Annotated in this window: 17 protein-coding genes; 7 read left to right on the top strand and 10 right to left on the bottom strand. The window is 59.2% G+C overall.

Annotated elements, in window-relative coordinates:
* The first annotated feature begins 12 nt into the window (after positions 1–12).
* Genes C5750_RS12640 through C5750_RS12630 form a run of 3 tightly spaced genes read left to right on the top strand, consistent with a single transcriptional unit; the run spans position 13 to position 1,421 of the window.
* Complete coding sequence (locus tag C5750_RS12640) at positions 13–303, top strand: YciI-like protein (RefSeq protein WP_105734243.1); 291 nt, start codon at positions 13–15, stop codon at positions 301–303.
* Positions 304–311: 8 nt separating this feature from the next.
* Positions 312–740 carry an EVE domain-containing protein gene (locus C5750_RS12635; protein WP_105734242.1) on the top strand — a complete coding sequence of 143 codons (429 nt, stop codon included), beginning with the start codon at positions 312–314 and terminating at the stop codon, positions 738–740.
* A 9-nt stretch (positions 741–749) separates the two neighbouring features.
* Positions 750–1,421: a class I SAM-dependent methyltransferase gene (locus tag C5750_RS12630; RefSeq protein WP_105734241.1), complete on the top strand. Its 672-nt coding sequence runs from the start codon at positions 750–752 to the stop codon at positions 1,419–1,421.
* 7 nt (positions 1,422–1,428) lie between these two features.
* Here C5750_RS12630 and C5750_RS12625 read toward each other — a convergent pair whose 3' ends face one another.
* Positions 1,429–1,962: a L,D-transpeptidase family protein gene (locus tag C5750_RS12625; protein WP_105734240.1), complete on the bottom strand. Its 534-nt coding sequence runs from the start codon at positions 1,960–1,962 to the stop codon at positions 1,429–1,431.
* A 129-nt stretch (positions 1,963–2,091) separates the two neighbouring features.
* Between C5750_RS12625 and C5750_RS12620 the strand changes: the two genes are divergently transcribed.
* Both C5750_RS12620 and C5750_RS12615 read left to right on the top strand, forming a co-directional pair.
* Positions 2,092–2,775 carry a response regulator transcription factor gene (locus C5750_RS12620; protein ID WP_091879514.1) on the top strand — a complete coding sequence of 228 codons (684 nt, stop codon included), beginning with the start codon at positions 2,092–2,094 and terminating at the stop codon, positions 2,773–2,775.
* Between the two features lie 38 nt (positions 2,776–2,813).
* Positions 2,814–3,272, top strand: coding sequence for a cyclic nucleotide-binding domain-containing protein (locus C5750_RS12615; protein WP_105734239.1), 459 nt, complete (start codon positions 2,814–2,816; stop codon positions 3,270–3,272).
* A 15-nt stretch (positions 3,273–3,287) separates the two neighbouring features.
* On the opposite strand, the gene C5750_RS12610 is transcribed toward C5750_RS12615, so the two are convergent.
* The 6 genes from C5750_RS12610 to tesB form a co-directional block, all read right to left on the bottom strand.
* On the bottom strand, positions 3,288–4,094 hold the full coding sequence (locus tag C5750_RS12610) for an exodeoxyribonuclease III (RefSeq protein WP_105734238.1): 807 nt from the start codon (positions 4,092–4,094) through the stop codon (positions 3,288–3,290).
* Positions 4,095–4,220: 126 nt separating this feature from the next.
* Complete coding sequence (locus C5750_RS12605; RefSeq protein ID WP_105734237.1) at positions 4,221–4,889, bottom strand: outer membrane lipoprotein carrier protein LolA; 669 nt, start codon at positions 4,887–4,889, stop codon at positions 4,221–4,223.
* A 210-nt stretch (positions 4,890–5,099) separates the two neighbouring features.
* The gene (locus tag C5750_RS12600) at positions 5,100–7,742 is read right to left on the bottom strand and encodes a DNA translocase FtsK (RefSeq protein WP_105734236.1); all 2,643 of its coding nucleotides are present in this window, start codon (positions 7,740–7,742) and stop codon (positions 5,100–5,102) included.
* Between the two features lie 217 nt (positions 7,743–7,959).
* Positions 7,960–9,336 (bottom strand): ammonium transporter, encoded by a 1,377-nt coding sequence (locus C5750_RS12595; RefSeq protein WP_105734235.1) that lies wholly within the window; start codon positions 9,334–9,336, stop codon positions 7,960–7,962.
* A 26-nt stretch (positions 9,337–9,362) separates the two neighbouring features.
* Positions 9,363–9,701 (bottom strand): P-II family nitrogen regulator, encoded by a 339-nt coding sequence (locus C5750_RS12590; protein ID WP_105734234.1) that lies wholly within the window; start codon positions 9,699–9,701, stop codon positions 9,363–9,365.
* A 253-nt stretch (positions 9,702–9,954) separates the two neighbouring features.
* Positions 9,955–10,824: an acyl-CoA thioesterase II gene (gene tesB, locus C5750_RS12585; protein WP_105734233.1), complete on the bottom strand. Its 870-nt coding sequence runs from the start codon at positions 10,822–10,824 to the stop codon at positions 9,955–9,957.
* Positions 10,825–10,945: 121 nt separating this feature from the next.
* Here tesB and C5750_RS12580 point away from each other — a divergent pair, with 121 nt between their 5' ends.
* Positions 10,946–12,199 (top strand): ubiquinone biosynthesis hydroxylase, encoded by a 1,254-nt coding sequence (locus C5750_RS12580; RefSeq protein ID WP_105734232.1) that lies wholly within the window; start codon positions 10,946–10,948, stop codon positions 12,197–12,199.
* Between the two features lie 16 nt (positions 12,200–12,215).
* On the opposite strand, the gene C5750_RS12575 is transcribed toward C5750_RS12580, so the two are convergent.
* Positions 12,216–13,253: an aldo/keto reductase gene (locus C5750_RS12575; protein ID WP_105734231.1), complete on the bottom strand. Its 1,038-nt coding sequence runs from the start codon at positions 13,251–13,253 to the stop codon at positions 12,216–12,218.
* A 285-nt stretch (positions 13,254–13,538) separates the two neighbouring features.
* Between C5750_RS12575 and C5750_RS12570 the strand changes: the two genes are divergently transcribed.
* On the top strand, positions 13,539–13,976 hold the full coding sequence (locus tag C5750_RS12570) for an OsmC family protein (protein WP_105734230.1): 438 nt from the start codon (positions 13,539–13,541) through the stop codon (positions 13,974–13,976).
* A 77-nt stretch (positions 13,977–14,053) separates the two neighbouring features.
* Here C5750_RS12570 and C5750_RS12565 read toward each other — a convergent pair whose 3' ends face one another.
* The gene (locus C5750_RS12565; RefSeq protein ID WP_105734229.1) at positions 14,054–14,833 is read right to left on the bottom strand and encodes a succinate dehydrogenase iron-sulfur subunit; all 780 of its coding nucleotides are present in this window, start codon (positions 14,831–14,833) and stop codon (positions 14,054–14,056) included.
* Between the two features lie 14 nt (positions 14,834–14,847).
* The gene (sdhA, locus tag C5750_RS12560) at positions 14,848–16,695 is read right to left on the bottom strand and encodes a succinate dehydrogenase flavoprotein subunit (RefSeq protein WP_105734228.1); all 1,848 of its coding nucleotides are present in this window, start codon (positions 16,693–16,695) and stop codon (positions 14,848–14,850) included.
* Between the last annotated feature and the right edge of the window lies 1 nt (position 16,696).

Below are 16,696 nucleotides of genomic sequence, written 5' to 3'. Positions count from 1 at the left end.
CGGAGAAACCGAATGCTCTATGCCTTACTTTGCAACGACAAGCCTGGCCATCTGCAGGTGCGTCTTGATACCCGCGCCGCGCATCTTGACTATCTCAACGGTCTCGGCGACCGCCTGAAATTCGCTGGGCCTTTCCTTGGAGACGATTCCAAGCCCAACGGCAGTCTGGTTGTGATCGACGCCGCCGATGTCGCCGGCGCCAGGGAAATCGCTGCAAACGATCCCTATGCCAAGGCTGGCCTCTTCGCATCGGTCGATATCCGCCCATGGAACTGGGCAATCAAGAATCCAGACAGCAAATAGGTTCAAACATGGCATTCTGGCTTTTCAAATCCGAACCCGACGCGTGGTCCTGGGAGAAACAGAAGGAAGCGGGCGCCAAGGGCACCGAATGGACCGGCGTGCGCAACTATCTTGCGCGCAACAATATGCGCGCCATGCAATTGGGCGATAAGGGTTTCTTCTACCATTCCAATGAGGGCCTCGAAGTGGTCGGCATCGTCGAGGTCTGCGCGCTGGTGCACCATGATTCGACCACGGACGATCCCCGCTGGGAGTGCGTCGACATCCGTGCGGTAAGGGACGTGCCGAAACCGGTCACGCTCAAGGACGTCAAGGCAAACCCCAAGCTGGAAAAAATGGCCCTCGTCACCTCGATGCGCCTTTCCGTACAGCCGGTCACTCCGGACGAATGGGAGGAAGTTTGCCGCATGGCCGGGCTTGTTCCCGCACCGCAATGACGGCCCGTCATGGATGAGCAGGCGCTTGATCCGAACAGCGAACGCTACCGGCGCTTTGTTCGGGCGAATACCACGCTGCAGGCGCCGCCCCATGTGCCGGAGATAAACCTGCATCTGGCCGATGAAGCCCATGACCTCTGGCACAGGACGGAAGAGGAACTGGCGACCATTGGCCTGCCGCCGCCCTTCTGGGCTTTTGCCTGGGCCGGCGGCCAGGGCGTTGCACGTTATGTCCTCGATCATCCTGATACGGTGAGGAACAGGACTGTTCTGGATTTCGCTTCCGGTTCCGGTCTTGTCGGCATCGCCGCCGCAATGGCCGGTGCAGCGCGTGTCACATCCTGCGACATCGACCCCTTCACCCGTCCGGCCATCAATCTCAACGCCGATGCCAACGGCGTCGCGGTCGAAACCCTCATTCACAATCTGATCGATACGGACCATGATTGGGACGTCGTCCTGGCTGGTGACGTCTTCTATGAAAAGCCGCTCGCGGACCGGCTTATCCCGTGGTTCACGGCGCTCGCCGCGCGCGGCGCAACCGTGATTGTCGGCGATCCCGGCCGCTCGTATTTTCCGAAGAACCTGCTGGAGGAACTGGCAGTCTATGCGGTGCCGGTGACCCGAATCCTCGAAGATTCCGAGGTAAAGCGCACCACCGTCTGGCGGTTCCGCTATTAGCGGGACTCTAGCGCAAAACCCGGATAACCGTTTCCGGTGACAGAAATGGCAGCAACCGGTCCATATCCCGGCGGTTCAGGGCGATACAGCCTTCCGTGTGGGTATAGCCGGGCCGGGCCAGATGAAAGAAGATGGCACTGCCGCCGGAACGGCGCCGCGGCTTGATGTTCCAGTCCATGACGATGCAGATGTCATAGAGATCGTCCTTGCGCCACATGGTTTCATGGCTGGCGCCGTAGGGAATGCGCACCATGCGATTGTAGTTGCGATCATTGCCCACTTCGCACCAGCCATCCGCGCGGCGCAGCGCGCGCAAGTTGAGCCCGGTCGGCGCAATCACCCGCTTGTCAGGGCGCTTGAAGCCATAGAGCAGACGCATGCGCGCCAATGGCGTTCCCCCATCGCCCTCCCGTTTGAACGCGGTGATCCCGCCTTTTCCCAGGGCGCAGTGCAAAACCATCTGGCCGGCAATCAGTTGTCCGCGGCTGCGGTGGCCGGGCTTGCGGCGAACATCGATCATTTTCAACGCTGTACGACTCATACTTGCCTCATAAAAAGCATTTTTATGTCAGACTGATGCGCCGCATAAGCAATATCAAGCCGGTCCTCTTTCTTTCCGGAACAATTCGACTTAAATTCCAACCACTTCTTTGCACGGGCGGGAAACCATATGACAGCACGCACCATTCTTATCGTCGATGATGATACTGATCTTCGCGCCATCCTGGTTGAGCAGCTGAGCCTCTATGAAGAGTTCCAGATCATCGAGGAAGACAATGCGACCAAGGGTATCCAGTCCGCGCGCAATGGTGTCGTCGACCTCCTGATCATGGATGTGGGCCTTCCCGACATGGACGGGCGGGAAGCGGTCAAGCTTTTGCGCAAAGGCGGGTTCAAGGCGCCTGTGATCATGCTCACGGGCCACGACACTGATTCGGATACTATCCTCGGCCTCGAATCGGGCGCCAATGACTATGTCACCAAGCCATTCCGTTTTGCGGTGCTTCTGGCGCGCATCCGCGCGCAATTGCGCCAGCACGAGCAGAGTGAGGATGCGACCTTCGTTGTCGGCCCTTACACCTTCAAACCCGGCCAGAAAATGCTGATCGACGCCAAGGGCGGCAAGATCAGGCTGACGGAAAAAGAAGTCGCCATTATCAAGTATCTCTACCGCGCCGGCGGCAAGGTCATCACCCGTGACGTGCTGCTGGAGGAGGTCTGGGGCTATAATTCCGGCGTGACCACCCACACGCTGGAAACACATGTCTACCGGTTGCGACAAAAAATCGAGCACGATCCATCGAATTCGAGCATACTGGTTACCGAAAGCGGGGGATACAAACTCATTCCTTGATGCCGATCAGGTGAATCTAGGTATATGTCTGTTCTTGCATGGCAATTGAAGATGATATTCGCATTCTGGAGACAGTGGGGCTGTTCGGGACATTCACCCGCGACCAGTTGCGTCTGCTTGCCTTTGGTACCGAGCGTCTTGTTCTAAGGGAAGGCCGCGAGCTTTACCGCGAGGGCCAGTCCGCCGATTGCGCCTATGTCATCGACCGGGGAACGATATCACTGTTTCGCGAAGGCCAGTCCGGCCGGGTCGTGCTCAAGAGTGTGGGCCCTGGCGCAGTTCTCGGCGAAATGGCGATCATCGCCCAGACCAAGCGCCTCACCAGCGCCATGGCTGACACCGAAACCGAAGTCATCCGGCTCAATCGCTCGCTGTTCCGGCGTATTCTTGAGGAGTACCCGGAAATTGCCGCTGCGCTCCACACCCAGATTTCCGCCGACCTGAATGAAATGATTGCGGAAATTACCCGGTATGAGCACCTGTTCGGCGGCGAATAGCCGCCGGATCACTCTCTAATCCAGATTGAACCGGGCAATGACCGGCACATGATCGGACGGACGATCCCATCCGCGCGCTTCGCGAAGCACCGTGATGCTGGCAAGATCGTTCTCCAGATCCGGTGACCCCCAGATGTGATCGAGACGGCGGCCGCGATCCGCCGCAGCCCAATCCGCGGCACGGTAGCTCCACCACGTATAGATCTTTTCGTGCGGCGGAATGTAATGGCGCATCAGATCGCTCCAGCCGCCGTTCTTGCGCAGGGCCTCGAAAGTCTCCGTCTCGATCGGCGTATGGCTGACCACTTTCAGCAGCTGCTTATGCGACCACACATCCGTTTCGAGCGGCGCAATGTTCAAATCCCCCACCAGCAACGAGGCGTGGCCATCGCCATAAACGGCATTCATCGCCTTCATCTCTTCCAGGAAGCCGAGCTTGTGCGCGAATTTGGGATTGATAGCCGGATCCGGTTCGTCACCGCCCGCGGGCACGTAGAAATTGTGAATGCGCAGCCGCTTCGATCCAGCCGTGACGATCGTGCTGAGGTGGCGGCAATCGGCAATGTTGCAGAAACCCACCCGGGCTGGCTCCGACAAAGGCCGCCGCGAGAGCGTGGCGACGCCGTGATATCCCTTCTGGCCGCTGATCTCGATATGTTCGTAGCCGGCCATATGGAAGGCCTCGCGCGGGAAGAGATCATCGGGGCATTTCGTTTCCTGCAGGCACAGAACATCCGGCTGGTGATCCCGCAGGAATTGCAGGACCAGATCAAGACGCAGGCGCACGGAATTGATGTTCCAGGTGGCAACGGAGAAAGGCATGGGGGAGAAATCTCGCGATAGAATGGATTGACGCGAGCCTAGACCATCTTTGCAGCGATTGAAAATCGAAAGGCCGCTCGTCCACACGCGATTGGTGTGACGACGCGGCCCTGAAAGATGAAGCGGTCAGCGCTTCATGGCGATGCGCGTGTAGTCGATCGTGAACATGTCCTTGGCGAACTTCACGTCCTTGCGGACATTGGTGATCATGACCGTTGTATCCAGGCCCTGTGCATCGGTGATCGTCCACTGGCGCAGCTCATAGGTCTTCGGATCGAACATCATCGTGATGGTGGAATTGCCAAAGACCGATTTGTCGCCGAGAACGATCGTCGTCATGTCGGGCTCTTCCTTGACGGACTTCACCCGGTCGCCGGTCAGATCGATCTGGTCGGCAAGCAGCAGCTTCAACGGCGTCTTCGACAGGGGATAGAGATCCCAGGTATCGAGCTTGCGATTGTTGATCACGACGGATTCACCATCGGAAATCACGCGGATCGGCGATGGCTTGTTGTAGGTGAAGCGAATCTTGCCCGGCCGCTCGATATAGAACGTGCCTTCGGTTTGTTCGCCGCGCGGACCGAACTGAACAAAGTCACCGGTCATCGTCTTCACGCTGGAAAACTGGTTGGCGATCTGCTGGGCTCCGTTGATGGCGGCAGGTGCCGCCTGGGCGCTTGCCTGCCCGGAAATGCCAGCTGCACCGAGAAGCAGCCCCATGCCAACCACGGAAGCCGCAGCACATGTCCGGGCAAACGTGCCAATCGTGCGAAGCGAAGCTTTGGTCGTTGTCATGATGTTCAGTCTCCTGTCTTATTCTCTTGCTGTATACCCGGTCAGTTTGACCTGACTATGGCCGAGAAACGGCGGGAAACCGCAACTTGTTCCTCAATTTCGCAACGCATCGGCGGGCACACCGGTTACGTAACGCTGCATCATGCCGTTATGTAGTCATTCGGTGCGCCCGTTACAGGACGGGCAGACGAAAATGCTACGTAACGGCGCTTAAAAATCATCGTCCTGTGTCGGCACGAGAATGTCACGCTTGCCCGCATGGTTGGCAGGGCCGACGATACCCTCCTGCTCCATACGCTCGATGATCGAGGCTGCCCGGTTGTAACCAATGCCGAGGCGGCGCTGGATATAACTGGTGGACGCCTTCTTGTCGCGCAGCACCACGGCAACGGCCTGGTCATAGGGATCATCCGAATCTTCCAGATTGGATGTCCCGGCCGGGCCGCCGCCCATATCATCTTCCTCGTCCTCTTCCGTGATCGCATCGAGATATTCGGGGACGCCCTGCAGTTTCAGATGATTGACGATCTTTTCCACTTCGTCGTCACCGACAAACGGCCCGTGCACGCGCTGGATACGGCCGCCGCCTGCCATGTAGAGCATGTCGCCCATGCCGAGCAGCTGTTCGCCGCCCTGTTCACCCAGAATGGTACGCGAATCGATCTTGGAGGTGACCTGGAAGGAAATGCGGGTTGGAAAGTTCGCCTTGATCGTGCCGGTGATGACATCGACAGACGGGCGTTGTGTTGCCATGATCACGTGAATACCGGCAGCACGGGCCATCTGCGCAAGACGCTGGACAGCCCCTTCAATGTCCTTGCCGGCAACCATCATCAAATCGGCCATTTCGTCGATGATCACGACGATATAGGGCATGGGCTGCAAATCCAGCTCTTCGGTCTCGTAGACCGCCTCGCCCGTTGCCCGGTCGAAACCAGTCTGCACGGTCCGGGCAATCCGCTCACCCTTCTTCTGCGCCTGTTCGACCCGCTGGTTGAAGCCGTCGATATTGCGCACGCCGACCTTGGACATCTTGCGGTAACGGTCTTCCATCTCCTTGACGGTCCATTTCAGCGCAACCACGGCCTTCTTCGGATCGGTGACGACGGGCGTGAGCAGATGCGGAATACCGTCATAGATCGACAGTTCCAGCATCTTCGGATCGATCATGATCAGGCGACACTGCTCCGGGGTCATGCGGTAGAGCAGCGACAGGATCATGGTGTTGATGGCGACGGATTTACCCGAGCCAGTGGTGCCAGCAACGAGCAGATGCGGCATCTTCGCCAGATCGGCGATAACAGCTTCGCCATTGATGGTCTTGCCCAGCGCCAGCGCCAGCTTGGTCTTGGTCTGCTCAAAATCCCGGCTGGCCAGCAATTCCCGCAGAAAAACCATTTCGCGGGTCTGGTTTGGCAGTTCGATGCCGATGGCATTGCGGCCCGGCACGACGGCAACACGCGCTGCAATGGCGCTCATCGAACGGGCAATGTCATCGGCCAGCGTGATGACACGCGAAGACTTGATGCCCGGAGCCGGTTCCAGCTCGTACAGCGTTACGACAGGACCCGGGCGCACATGGATGATCTCCCCCCTGACGCCGAAATCTTCAAGCACACCCTCGAGCAGCCGCGCATTCTGCTCAAGCGCTTCCTTCGAAAGACTGGGGTTGCGGACCACGTTCTTCGGTTCGCTGAGGAAATGCAGCGGCGGCATTTCAAATTCGTCGGATTTGATCAGGGATGTCTGGGCCTCGCGCTGTATGCGCGCACCGGTCTTTGGAGCCGGGGCGGGTGTGGCGATCCGCGCCTTGCCGCCGGGTATTGCTGCCGGGCGCGCGGGCGCTGCCTGCGGCGCCCAATCATCCACCTCATCCTCTTCGCTAAAGGCGATCGGATCATAATCATCGGGTTCGTGCCCGAAACCATCATTGCCGATGTCGATTGACGGCGCCTCAATGCGCGGCGCTTCGTCATAGAAACCTGGCTCCCGGCGCGCACCGTTCTGCCGTGCCCCGTTCTGTCGTGCCATCGGGGCATCGGCAAAGAGATCATCGTCATTGTGCCGCGCCGCGGCACTGCGCGCACCGCTGTAAAGCCCAGCACTGCGCCCGAACAGGCGGCGGAACAGCGCCTTGATGCTGAGGAACCAGTGGGTCAGCGCGCCAAGTGCCAGCCAGCGGCCACCCTCACTTTCCTCATCATCCTCGTCCTCGTCGTCAAAATCCTCTTCCTGTGCCACGTGACGGCCGGACTTCTTGGCCACGACCGGCTCGCTGTCACGATAGGTCAGGCCGCTGGCAAAGCCAAAGACCCACAGCGTCGGCAAAGCGAGAACGGCGACCAGAATCATGGCCAGACCGCCACGCGGGAATGTTCCGGTGAAGATCGCCGGGATTTTGAGAACCATGTCACCAAAGACACCGCCGAGGCCAATGGGCATCGGCCAGCTTGCGGGGATGGTGAAGCAGCCGGCAATGGCCGCCGCCATCAGCGATGCGCCGAACCAGGCAATCGCCCGCCGCGGCAAACGGTCGACCCCCCTGCCGGTCAGCATCAGACCGCCCCAGAACAGCGCCGGCATGAGTGCGACAACGGTCGAAAGGCCGAAGAACTGCATGCCGAGATCAGCAAAAACCGCGCCGGCATAGCCAAGGGCGTTGCGAACCGGATTGGACGTGGCGTGGCTGAAGCTCGGATCGATCACATTCCATGTCGCAAGGCTGCCAATGGCAAAGGCAACGAAGCAAAACAGCGCCAATCCCCAGACAATCTGGATCTGTCTGCGGAAAAGGGTCGTCAACCCGTGCCGGTTTTCCTCGATCGCATAGGAGGCTGAATATCCTTGACGCATGAAATCTCGCCCTAGTAAACGCACGCACGGCGGTCGTGAGTAACCGCAGATTCGATTCCCACGTTACGGCGCGGATGGTTAAGGGGGCATTAACCATGGCGAGCACGAGCGAAATTACATTGGCGGAGCTGCCATCCCGGGTTCGACAAGCTTGCCTGCCTCAACAAAAAAGGCCCGGAAAACCGGGCCTTTCTCAGTTCCTGTCAAAAGCCGCCCATTAATTGTGGTAGGCCGCTTCACCGTGGGAGGTGAGATCGAGACCGATGGACTCGGCTTCAGCGGTCGGACGCAGTCCGACAACGACATCGACGATCTTGTAGAGGATCAGCGAACCCAAACCGCTCCAGACCAACGTGACGAGCACGGCCTTGATCTGCACGAACACCTGCGCACCCATGGTGACGCCTTCCGCATAACCGACGCCGCCAAGCGCCGTGCTGGTGAAGAAGCCGGTGCCGATGGCGCCGATGATACCGCCAATGCCGTGCACGCCGAAGACGTCGAGGCTGTCGTCATAGCCGAGCTTCGGCTTCACCACGGCCACCATGTAGTAGCAGATGATGCTGGCGATGGCGCCAAGGAAGATGGCGCCAACCGGACCGACGGTTCCGGCAGCGGGCGTTACGGCAACCAGACCGGCAACAACACCGGATGCGGCACCCAGCATCGAAGCCGTCTTGCGGGCAAGCGCTTCGATGACAACCCATGCAATGATCGCACCGGCGGTTGCCGTGAACGTATTGATCATCGCCAGCGTCGCAATGCCGTTGGCTTCGAGAGCCGAACCGGCATTGAAGCCGAACCAGCCGACCCACAGGATCGAGGCGCCGATCATGGTAAGCGGCATCGAGTGCGGCGCCATCATGTCACGGCCAAGACCGGCACGCTTGCCGATGACGAGAGCACCCACGAGACCGGCAATACCGGCGTTGATGTGAACGACCGTGCCGCCGGCAAAATCAAGCGCACCCCAGCTGTAGATCAGACCATTGGAATCCCAGACCATATGGGCAATCGGGAAGTAGACGAACGTGACCCACAGGATGACGAACAGGATCGTCGCCGAGAATTTGATGCGTTCGGCAAAAGCACCGACGATCAGCGCTGGCGTGATGGCGGCAAAGGTCATCTGGAAGCAGATGAAAACGAATTCGGGAATACCGACACCCTTGGTAAAGGTTGCAGCCGTCGAAACCGGTGTCACACCGGAAAGGAAAACCTTGCCAAGGCCACCCCAGTAGGGGCTGGTGCCGCCGCCGAAGGCGAAGGAGTAACCGTAGAAAACCCAGATGATCATGACGACGGCGGCAATGCCCGTGCACTGCATCAGCACGGAAAGCACGTTCTTGGCGCGTACGAGGCCGCCATAGAACAGGGCAAGGCCCGGAACGATCATGAACAGGACGAGGACACTGGAGATCATCATCCAGGCCGTGTCGCCTTTGTTGACAGTCAGCGCAGCGGCTGCGGCAGTATCCGCTGCGGCTGGCGCCGCCTCCTGAGCGAGCGCGGCCAGCGAACCGAATGCGGTCAGCGCCAGCGAACCCAGAAGGGTACTGCGCACCGCGGATGTCAGACTGGTTGGAATTTTCATTATTTTCTCCTTAAACCCCAAATGACTCAAAGCGCATCGGTGTCAGTTTCGCCCGTACGGATACGGACGGCCTGATCAATGCTGAGAACGAAAATCTTCCCGTCACCGATCTGGCCGGTTTTGGCGGCCGTGGTGATGGCTTCAACGGCGGTGTCGACGAGCTCTGACGCGACAGCCACTTCCACTTTCAATTTGGGAAGAAAGCTGACGGCGTATTCCGCGCCACGATAAATCTCGGTGTGCCCTTTCTGGCGGCCGTAACCCTTCACCTCGGTGACGGTCAGGCCCTGGATGCCGACAGCGGTAAGTGCTTCGCGCACTTCGTCCAGCTTGAACGGCTTGATGATGGCCATCACAATTTTCATTGACTATACCCCTGCGCTAGCGCGGTACCCCTCAGGTGGAATTACCTGAACGGCAGCAACCCGCGTTGAACCCATCCCCTAAGCCTTGATGGCCCTTGGCGACTGGTGAGGAGTATTCAAGTTCCGTGCCAGACTCGAAAAATAATACTAAGGCATTGATTATATATGGATATTTTTATCACTTCGGCAGTGCACAATACATTATCCGGCAACATGCCTAAAATTTAGGCAATTCAATCCGCGTGGTCGAATTTCACTCGGCCGGATGCACACGAATTAGGCCTTCCTGCGCCGTCGAGGCAATCAGAGTGCCATCCCGGCTGTACAAAGCGCCACGGTTGAACCCACGGGCACCAGCCGCACTCGGGCTATCGGCCGTATAAAGCAGCCAGTCATCGAAATTGAAGGGCCGGTGGAACCACATGGCATGATCGAGGCTCGCGACCTGCAAATCCCGATCAAAAATCGAGCGGCCATGCGCATAGAGCGAGGTATCCAGCAATGTCATATCCGAGAGATAGGCCAGAACCGCAGCCTGCAGGGCGCGATCCTCAGGCACAGGACCAGTTGTCCTGATCCAGACATTCTGCTCTGGAGGCAGCTTTTCCCGCGTGAAGTAATGCGTCAGAGACAGGGGTTTCATCTCGATCGGACGGTCCTGCTCCCAATATTTGCGCACATTGGCTGGCGCGTTCTGCAGATACTGCTCCTTGAGGTCCTTGTCGCTCATCAGCTTTTCCGGCGCGAGAACGTCGAGGGGCATCGGCTTTTGATGCTCAAGTCCTTTTTCCTCGATCTGGAATGACGCCTCCAGCGAAAAAATCGCATGCCCGTGCTGGATCGCCACCACGCGCCGGGTGGTGAAACTCGCGCCGTCGCGGATGCGGTCCACCTCGTAGATGATCGGCACTTTCGGATCGCCCGCACGCATGAAATAGCTGTGCAGGGAGTGGACATGACGCTCGGGATCGACCGTGCGCTGCGCCGCCACCAAGGCCTGGCCGATGACCTGACCGCCAAACACCCGCTGCCAGCCAACCTGCGGGCTGCGACCTCGAAACAGGTTGTGTTCAAGTGTCTCAAGGTCGAGTATGGACAAAAGCTCTTTCATGGCATCAGACATGACGGGCGCGACTCCTGTTCGTACGGTCGGCATAATAGTGCCTGAATCCGCTTGCAACAGGAACAGGTGAACAAGTCAAGCGCCACGTCGGTGCAAGAGCAAAGGGAAACCGGAGGCAATCATGGCTGAAAGAACCCGTACACACACATCAGAAGTCCCCGGCAGCACCGATATCGTGATTGCTGGTGCTGGCTATGTCGGCATGGCGACCGCCGTTGCACTGAAATCCTCGGCGCCGCATCTGGCTGTCACGGTGATCGACGCGGCACCGGCCGGTGTCTGGCGCAAGGACACCCGCGCCTCGGCCATTGCCGCCGCTGCGAGCCGCATGCTCGACCGCCTCGGCTGCTGGCAGGAAATCCTGCCGAAGGCACAACCGATCACCGAAATGATCGTTACGGATTCGCGCACCTCCGATCCGGTTCGCCCGGTCTTCCTGACCTTCAATGGCGAAGTTGAGCCCGGTGAACCCTTCGCCCACATGGTGGAAAACCGCGACCTCAACGCCGCCTTGCGTGCGAAGGCCGAACAGATCGGCGTCACCTTTGTCGAGGGGACACCCGTCCATGGTTTTGACCATGGCGACGAGCACCTCACGGTGCGTTACGGCGATGACAAGACGCTGCGCACGCGCCTGCTCCTGGCGGCTGACGGCGTCAAATCACGGCTGCGCGATATGGCGGGCATCAAAACCGTGAACTGGGAATATGGCCAGTCCGGTATCGTCTGCACGGTCGCCCATGAACGGCCGCACAATGGTCGCGCAGAAGAGCATTTTCTTCCCGCAGGCCCCTTTGCCATTCTGCCGCTGAGCGGTAACCGCTCCTCGCTTGTCTGGACCGAGCGCACCGCAGATGCGGAGCGGCTCATCAGGGAAGACGATTTCGTGTTCGAAGCCGAACTCGAACAGCGTTTTGGCCTGAAACTGGGAGAATTGCGGATCGAAGGGCCGCGCAAAGCCTTTCCGCTCGGACTGACGCTGGCACGCGATTTCGTCAAGCCGCGCTTCGCGCTCATCGGCGATGCGGCGCACGGCATCCATCCCATTGCCGGTCAAGGCCTCAATCTTGGCTTCAAGGACGCAGCAGCGATCGCCGAAACCATTGTCGATGCCGACCGCCTCGGTCTAGACATCGGCTCCATCGCCGTACTCGAACGCTATCAGACCTGGCGCCGTTTCGACACGGTGCAGATGGGTGTGACCACCGACGTCCTCAACCGTTTGTTCTCCAACGACCATGTGCCGGTGCGTGCACTGCGCGACTTTGGATTGGGTCTTGTCGAGCGCATGCCGCGGCTCAAGGGATTTTTCATCCGCCAAGCCGCGGGATTATCGGCCACATCCCCGAAGCTGCTTCAGGGCCAACCGATCTGAAGCAGCTTTCCCCCGCTCAGAGCGGGCGGGGATAGGTGCGATGGATAGCCTGGATTTCACCAAGAATGTCTGGTGTGAGCGTCACATCCGCAGCACCGATATCGGTCTTCAGCTGGTCAAGCGATGTTGCACCGATGATGACCGAGGTGACGAATGGCCGGCTCAAGGCAAAGGCAATCGCGAGTTGCGCGACATCCAGATCATGTTTGTGCGCAAGCGCGATATAGGCCCTGACCGCCGGATCGGCATGCGCGTTGTTCCGCCAAAGGTCCTGCAGCGCGCCGCGTGTTCCCGCCGGCACCTTTCCATCCAGATACTTGCCGGTCAGGACACCTGAAGCCAGCGACGAATAGGCAAGGAGCCCGACGTCTTCATGGTGGCTGACTTCCGCCAGATCCAGATCGAATGCCCGCTGCAGCAGGCTGTATTCGTTCTGAACCGAAACAACACGCGGCAGGTCCTTGCGCTCGGCCAGCTTCAGCCATTGCGCGACACCCCAGGCCGTTTCGTTGGAAAGGCCGATATGGCGGATTTTGCCCGCCTTCACCATGTCGCCAAGGCCATCGAGCGCTTCTTCGATCTGTTGAACCACTTCGGCCCGGTTCTGCTGATGCGGCGCATATTCCCAGCCATTGCCAAAGTGATAATGCCCCCGAACCGGCCAATGCACCTGGTAAAGGTCGATATAGTCCGTCTGCAGGCGTTTCAGACTGCCTTCGACCGCTTCGGCGATGGTACTCTTGCTCATCAGGCTGCCGCCGCGGATCCAGCTGTTGCGTCCGCCGCCGGCAATTTTCGTCGCCAGCACGAAGCGATCGCGCTTGCCGGTCTTCTTAAACCAGTTGCCAATATAGGTTTCGGTCTTGCCATAGGTTTCGGCGGTCGGCGGAACCGCATAAATCTCGGCCGTGTCCATGAAGTTGATTCCGGCTTCGAGCGCATGATCAATCTGGGCATGGGCGTCGGCTTCGGTGTTCTGTACGCCCCAGGTCATGGTGCCAAGGCAAATTTCCGTGACGTCAATATCCGTCCGGCCAAGCTTTTTCAGTTTCACGGGGATTGTCCTGTTTTGAATTCACGAGGGTTCGATTTCGAAGCCAGGCTTCCGCCGCAGCTTTCAGACACACGGGCCGCAGCAAGGGAGGGTTGAGCGGCAGTGGTCTTTGCCACCATAGCAATCAAATCCCGCTTTTCCATATATCGTTTTGCACGCCACGCGACAAAACGATCAATTCTGGCAAATTCCGCCGCCGGGCCTATGATGCGGAACTGCTGCAATCCTGTGGCGTTACCGACAGGAGGCGCACAGTCTTATCCAATCAACCGAGGGAGATGTTCTATGGACAGACAGGCAACCGCAATCTGGAAGGGCGCCCTGAAAGATGGCGCTGGTACACTTGATACGCAAAGCGGCGCCCTGAAGGGGCTTCCCTATAATTTCAAGGCCCGCTTCGAAGACGCAAGCGGCACGGCGGGGACCAACCCGGAGGAACTTCTGGCGGCCGCCCATGCCGGTTGCTTCGCCATGCAGCTTTCGCATTTCCTGGCGGAAAACGGCACGCCTGCCGCCAAACTTGATGCCAAGGCAACCGTCAGCATCAACCCGGCCGCCGGTGGCGGTTTCGAAATCACCAAAAGCGCCATCACGCTCGTTGGCGATGTTCCGGGTATCGACGCCGCGACCTTTTCGAAACTGGCCGAACAGGCAAAGGCCTCCTGCCCGCTTTCCAAAGCGCTTGGCGCCATTCAGGTCACACTGGACGCAAAGCTGGCCTGAGCGGCACGTCAAAGCCACCAAACAAAACGGGCGCTCGCAGCGCCCGTTTTTATGCGATCATCGACGTGACCAATCGCCTAGACCCGGCGTTCGACCATCATCTTCTTGATTTCAGCAATTGCCTTGGCCGGATTCAACCCCTTGGGGCAGGTCTGCGCACAGTTCATGATCGTGTGGCAGCGATAGAGCCGGAAGGGGTCTTCCAGATTGTCGAGGCGTTCGCCTGTCGCTTCGTCGCGGCTGTCGATCAGCCAGCGATAGGCCTGCAGCAGAACAGCCGGTCCAAGATAGCGGTCGCCATTCCACCAGTAGCTCGGGCACGAGGTCGAGCAGCAGGCGCACAGGATGCACTCATAGAGCCCATCGAGCTTGGCGCGATCGTCATGGCTCTGCAGCCATTCCTTTGCCGGCTCCGGCGAAACCGTCTTGAGCCATGGTTCGATCGAACGGTGCTGGGCATAGAAATTCGACAGGTCCGGCACCAGATCCTTGACCACGGGAAGATGCGGCAAAGGATAGATTTTAACCGCGCCCTTGATCTCGTCCATGCCCTTGGTGCAGGCAAGCGTATTGGTTCCGTCGATGTTCATGGCGCAGGAGCCGCAGATACCTTCGCGGCAGGAGCGGCGCAGCGTCAGCGTCGGATCGATCTTGTTCTTGATCCACAAAAGACCATCGAGAACCATCGGGCCGCAATCGTCGAGATCGACATAATAGGTATCGATCCGCGGATTCTCACCATCATCCGGCGACCAGCGATAGATGCGGTATTCCCGAAGATTGTTGGCGCCCTGCGGGCGGTCCCAGGTCTTGCCGGGGCGCATCTTCGAGTTCTTGGGAAGTGCAAGTTCAACCATGATGCTCTGATCCCTTAGTACACGCGCGCTTTCGGCGCGATCTTGGCGAGGCTGATGCCGCCGTCCTCTTCCTTGACCAGCGGGTCAAGGTGAACGGGACGGTAGTCAAGCTTGACCTCACCCTCGGGCGAGAGCCAGGCAAGGCTGTGCTTGCGCCAGTTGATGTCGTCACGGTTGGGGAAATCCTCATGCGCGTGGGCGCCGCGGCTTTCCTTGCGTGCTTCGGCGGCAACCACCGTGGTCAGCGCGTTGGCCATCAGGTTTTCCAGTTCCAGTGTTTCCACCAGGTCGGAATTCCAGATCATCGAGCGGTCGGTAACCTTGATGTCCGGAAGCTCGTGCCAGATTTTCTCCATGCGCGCGACGCCGGACTTCAGCGATTCCGACGTGCGGAACACCGCAGCGTCTTCCTGCATGGTCTTCTGCATCTTTTCACGCAGGACCGCCGTCGGCGTGCTGCCATTGGCATGACGCAGGCGGTCGAAGCGTTCCATGATCTTCTCGACCGATGCCTCGTTGATCGTCGGGATCTTGGCATTGCGGTCGATCACCTGACCGGCGCGGATGGCTGCGGCCCGGCCGAAGACCACGAGATCGATCAGCGAATTCGAGCCAAGACGGTTGGCGCCATGCACAGACGCACAGCCCGCTTCGCCGACAGCCATCAGGCCCGGCTGGATGCGGTCCGGATTATCCTTGGTCGGATTGAGCGCTTCACCCCAGTAGTTGGTTGGAATGCCGCCCATATTGTAGTGAACCGTCGGCAGAACCGGGATCGGTTCCTTGGTCAGATCCACACCGGCAAAAATCTTGGCCGATTCGGAAATGCCGGGCAGACGCTCATGCAGAACGGCCGGATCGAGATGGTCGAGATGCAGGAAAATGTGATCCTTGTTCTTGCCAACACCGCGGCCTTCGCGGATTTCCAGGGTCATGCAGCGGGAAACCACGTCGCGTGATGCCAGATCCTTGGCCGATGGCGCATAGCGCTCCATGAAGCGCTCGCCCTCGGAGTTGACGAGATAGCCGCCTTCACCGCGTGCGCCTTCGGTGATCAGGCAGCCCGCACCGTAAATGCCGGTCGGATGGAACTGAACGAATTCCATATCCTGCAGGGGCAGGCCAGCGCGCGCCACCATGCCGCCGCCGTCACCGGTGCAGGTATGGGCTGACGTTGCCGAGAAATAGGACCGGCCGTAGCCGCCTGTTGCCAACACCACCATCTTGGCGGCAAAACGATGGATCGTGCCGTCATCGAGGTTCCACGCGACGACACCGGTGATGGTGCCATCCGCATCCTGAATGAGATCCAGGGCAAAATATTCAATGAAGAACTGCGCATTGTGGCGCAGGCTCTGGCCATAAAGCGTGTGCAGGATGGCATGGCCCGTGCGGTCGGCGGCGGCGCAGGTGCGCTGCACGGGCGGACCGTCGCCATAGTTCATCATGTGGCCGCCGAAGGGGCGCTGGTAAATCTTGCCCGCTTCGGTGCGCGAAAAGGGCACGCCGTAGTGCTCCAGCTCGTAGACGGCAGCCGGTGCTTCACGCGCAAGATATTCCATGGCGTCGGTGTCGCCGAGCCAGTCCGATCCCTTGACGGTATCGTACATGTGCCACTGCCACGAATCCGGCCCCATATTGCTCAGGGAAGCGGCGATACCGCCCTGCGCCGCAACGGTGTGCGAGCGGGTCGGGAAAACCTTGGTGATGCAGGCCGTCTTGAGGCCCTGTTCCGCCATGCCCAGCGTCGCGCGCAAACCGGCGCCGCCGGCACCCACCACGACCACATCGAATTTGTGGTCAACGAATGTATAGGTCTTGCCGTTTTTGCCGGCGGTCCCGTTCTTGTCTGTAGTTGCCAAG

The organism is Phyllobacterium myrsinacearum, assembly GCF_002980555.1.
In the GTDB taxonomy this organism is placed as follows: Bacteria; Pseudomonadota; Alphaproteobacteria; order Rhizobiales; family Rhizobiaceae; genus Phyllobacterium; species Phyllobacterium myrsinacearum.
The sequence above is the reverse complement of the archived record's forward strand: the minus strand, read 5'-3'. Positions and strand labels throughout refer to the sequence as shown.

What these genes read in the sequence shown, in the direction of transcription:
- C5750_RS12640 (WP_105734243.1), top strand. Translation starts at nt 13, where the DNA reads ATGCTCTATGCCTTACTTTGCAACGACAAGCCTGGCCATCTGCAGGTG.
- C5750_RS12635 (WP_105734242.1), top strand. Translation starts at nt 312, where the DNA reads ATGGCATTCTGGCTTTTCAAATCCGAACCCGACGCGTGGTCCTGGGAG.
- C5750_RS12630 (WP_105734241.1), top strand. Translation starts at nt 750, where the DNA reads ATGGATGAGCAGGCGCTTGATCCGAACAGCGAACGCTACCGGCGCTTT.
- C5750_RS12625 (WP_105734240.1), bottom strand. Translation starts at nt 1,962, where the DNA reads ATGAGTCGTACAGCGTTGAAAATGATCGATGTTCGCCGCAAGCCCGGC.
- C5750_RS12620 (WP_091879514.1), top strand. Translation starts at nt 2,092, where the DNA reads ATGACAGCACGCACCATTCTTATCGTCGATGATGATACTGATCTTCGC.
- C5750_RS12615 (WP_105734239.1), top strand. Translation starts at nt 2,814, where the DNA reads ATGGCAATTGAAGATGATATTCGCATTCTGGAGACAGTGGGGCTGTTC.
- C5750_RS12610 (WP_105734238.1), bottom strand. Translation starts at nt 4,094, where the DNA reads ATGCCTTTCTCCGTTGCCACCTGGAACATCAATTCCGTGCGCCTGCGT.
- C5750_RS12605 (WP_105734237.1), bottom strand. Translation starts at nt 4,889, where the DNA reads ATGACAACGACCAAAGCTTCGCTTCGCACGATTGGCACGTTTGCCCGG.
- C5750_RS12600 (WP_105734236.1), bottom strand. Translation starts at nt 7,742, where the DNA reads ATGCGTCAAGGATATTCAGCCTCCTATGCGATCGAGGAAAACCGGCAC.
- C5750_RS12595 (WP_105734235.1), bottom strand. Translation starts at nt 9,336, where the DNA reads ATGAAAATTCCAACCAGTCTGACATCCGCGGTGCGCAGTACCCTTCTG.
- C5750_RS12590 (WP_105734234.1), bottom strand. Translation starts at nt 9,701, where the DNA reads ATGAAAATTGTGATGGCCATCATCAAGCCGTTCAAGCTGGACGAAGTG.
- tesB (WP_105734233.1), bottom strand. Translation starts at nt 10,824, where the DNA reads ATGTCTGATGCCATGAAAGAGCTTTTGTCCATACTCGACCTTGAGACA.
- C5750_RS12580 (WP_105734232.1), top strand. Translation starts at nt 10,946, where the DNA reads ATGGCTGAAAGAACCCGTACACACACATCAGAAGTCCCCGGCAGCACC.
- C5750_RS12570 (WP_105734230.1), top strand. Translation starts at nt 13,539, where the DNA reads ATGGACAGACAGGCAACCGCAATCTGGAAGGGCGCCCTGAAAGATGGC.
- C5750_RS12565 (WP_105734229.1), bottom strand. Translation starts at nt 14,833, where the DNA reads ATGGTTGAACTTGCACTTCCCAAGAACTCGAAGATGCGCCCCGGCAAG.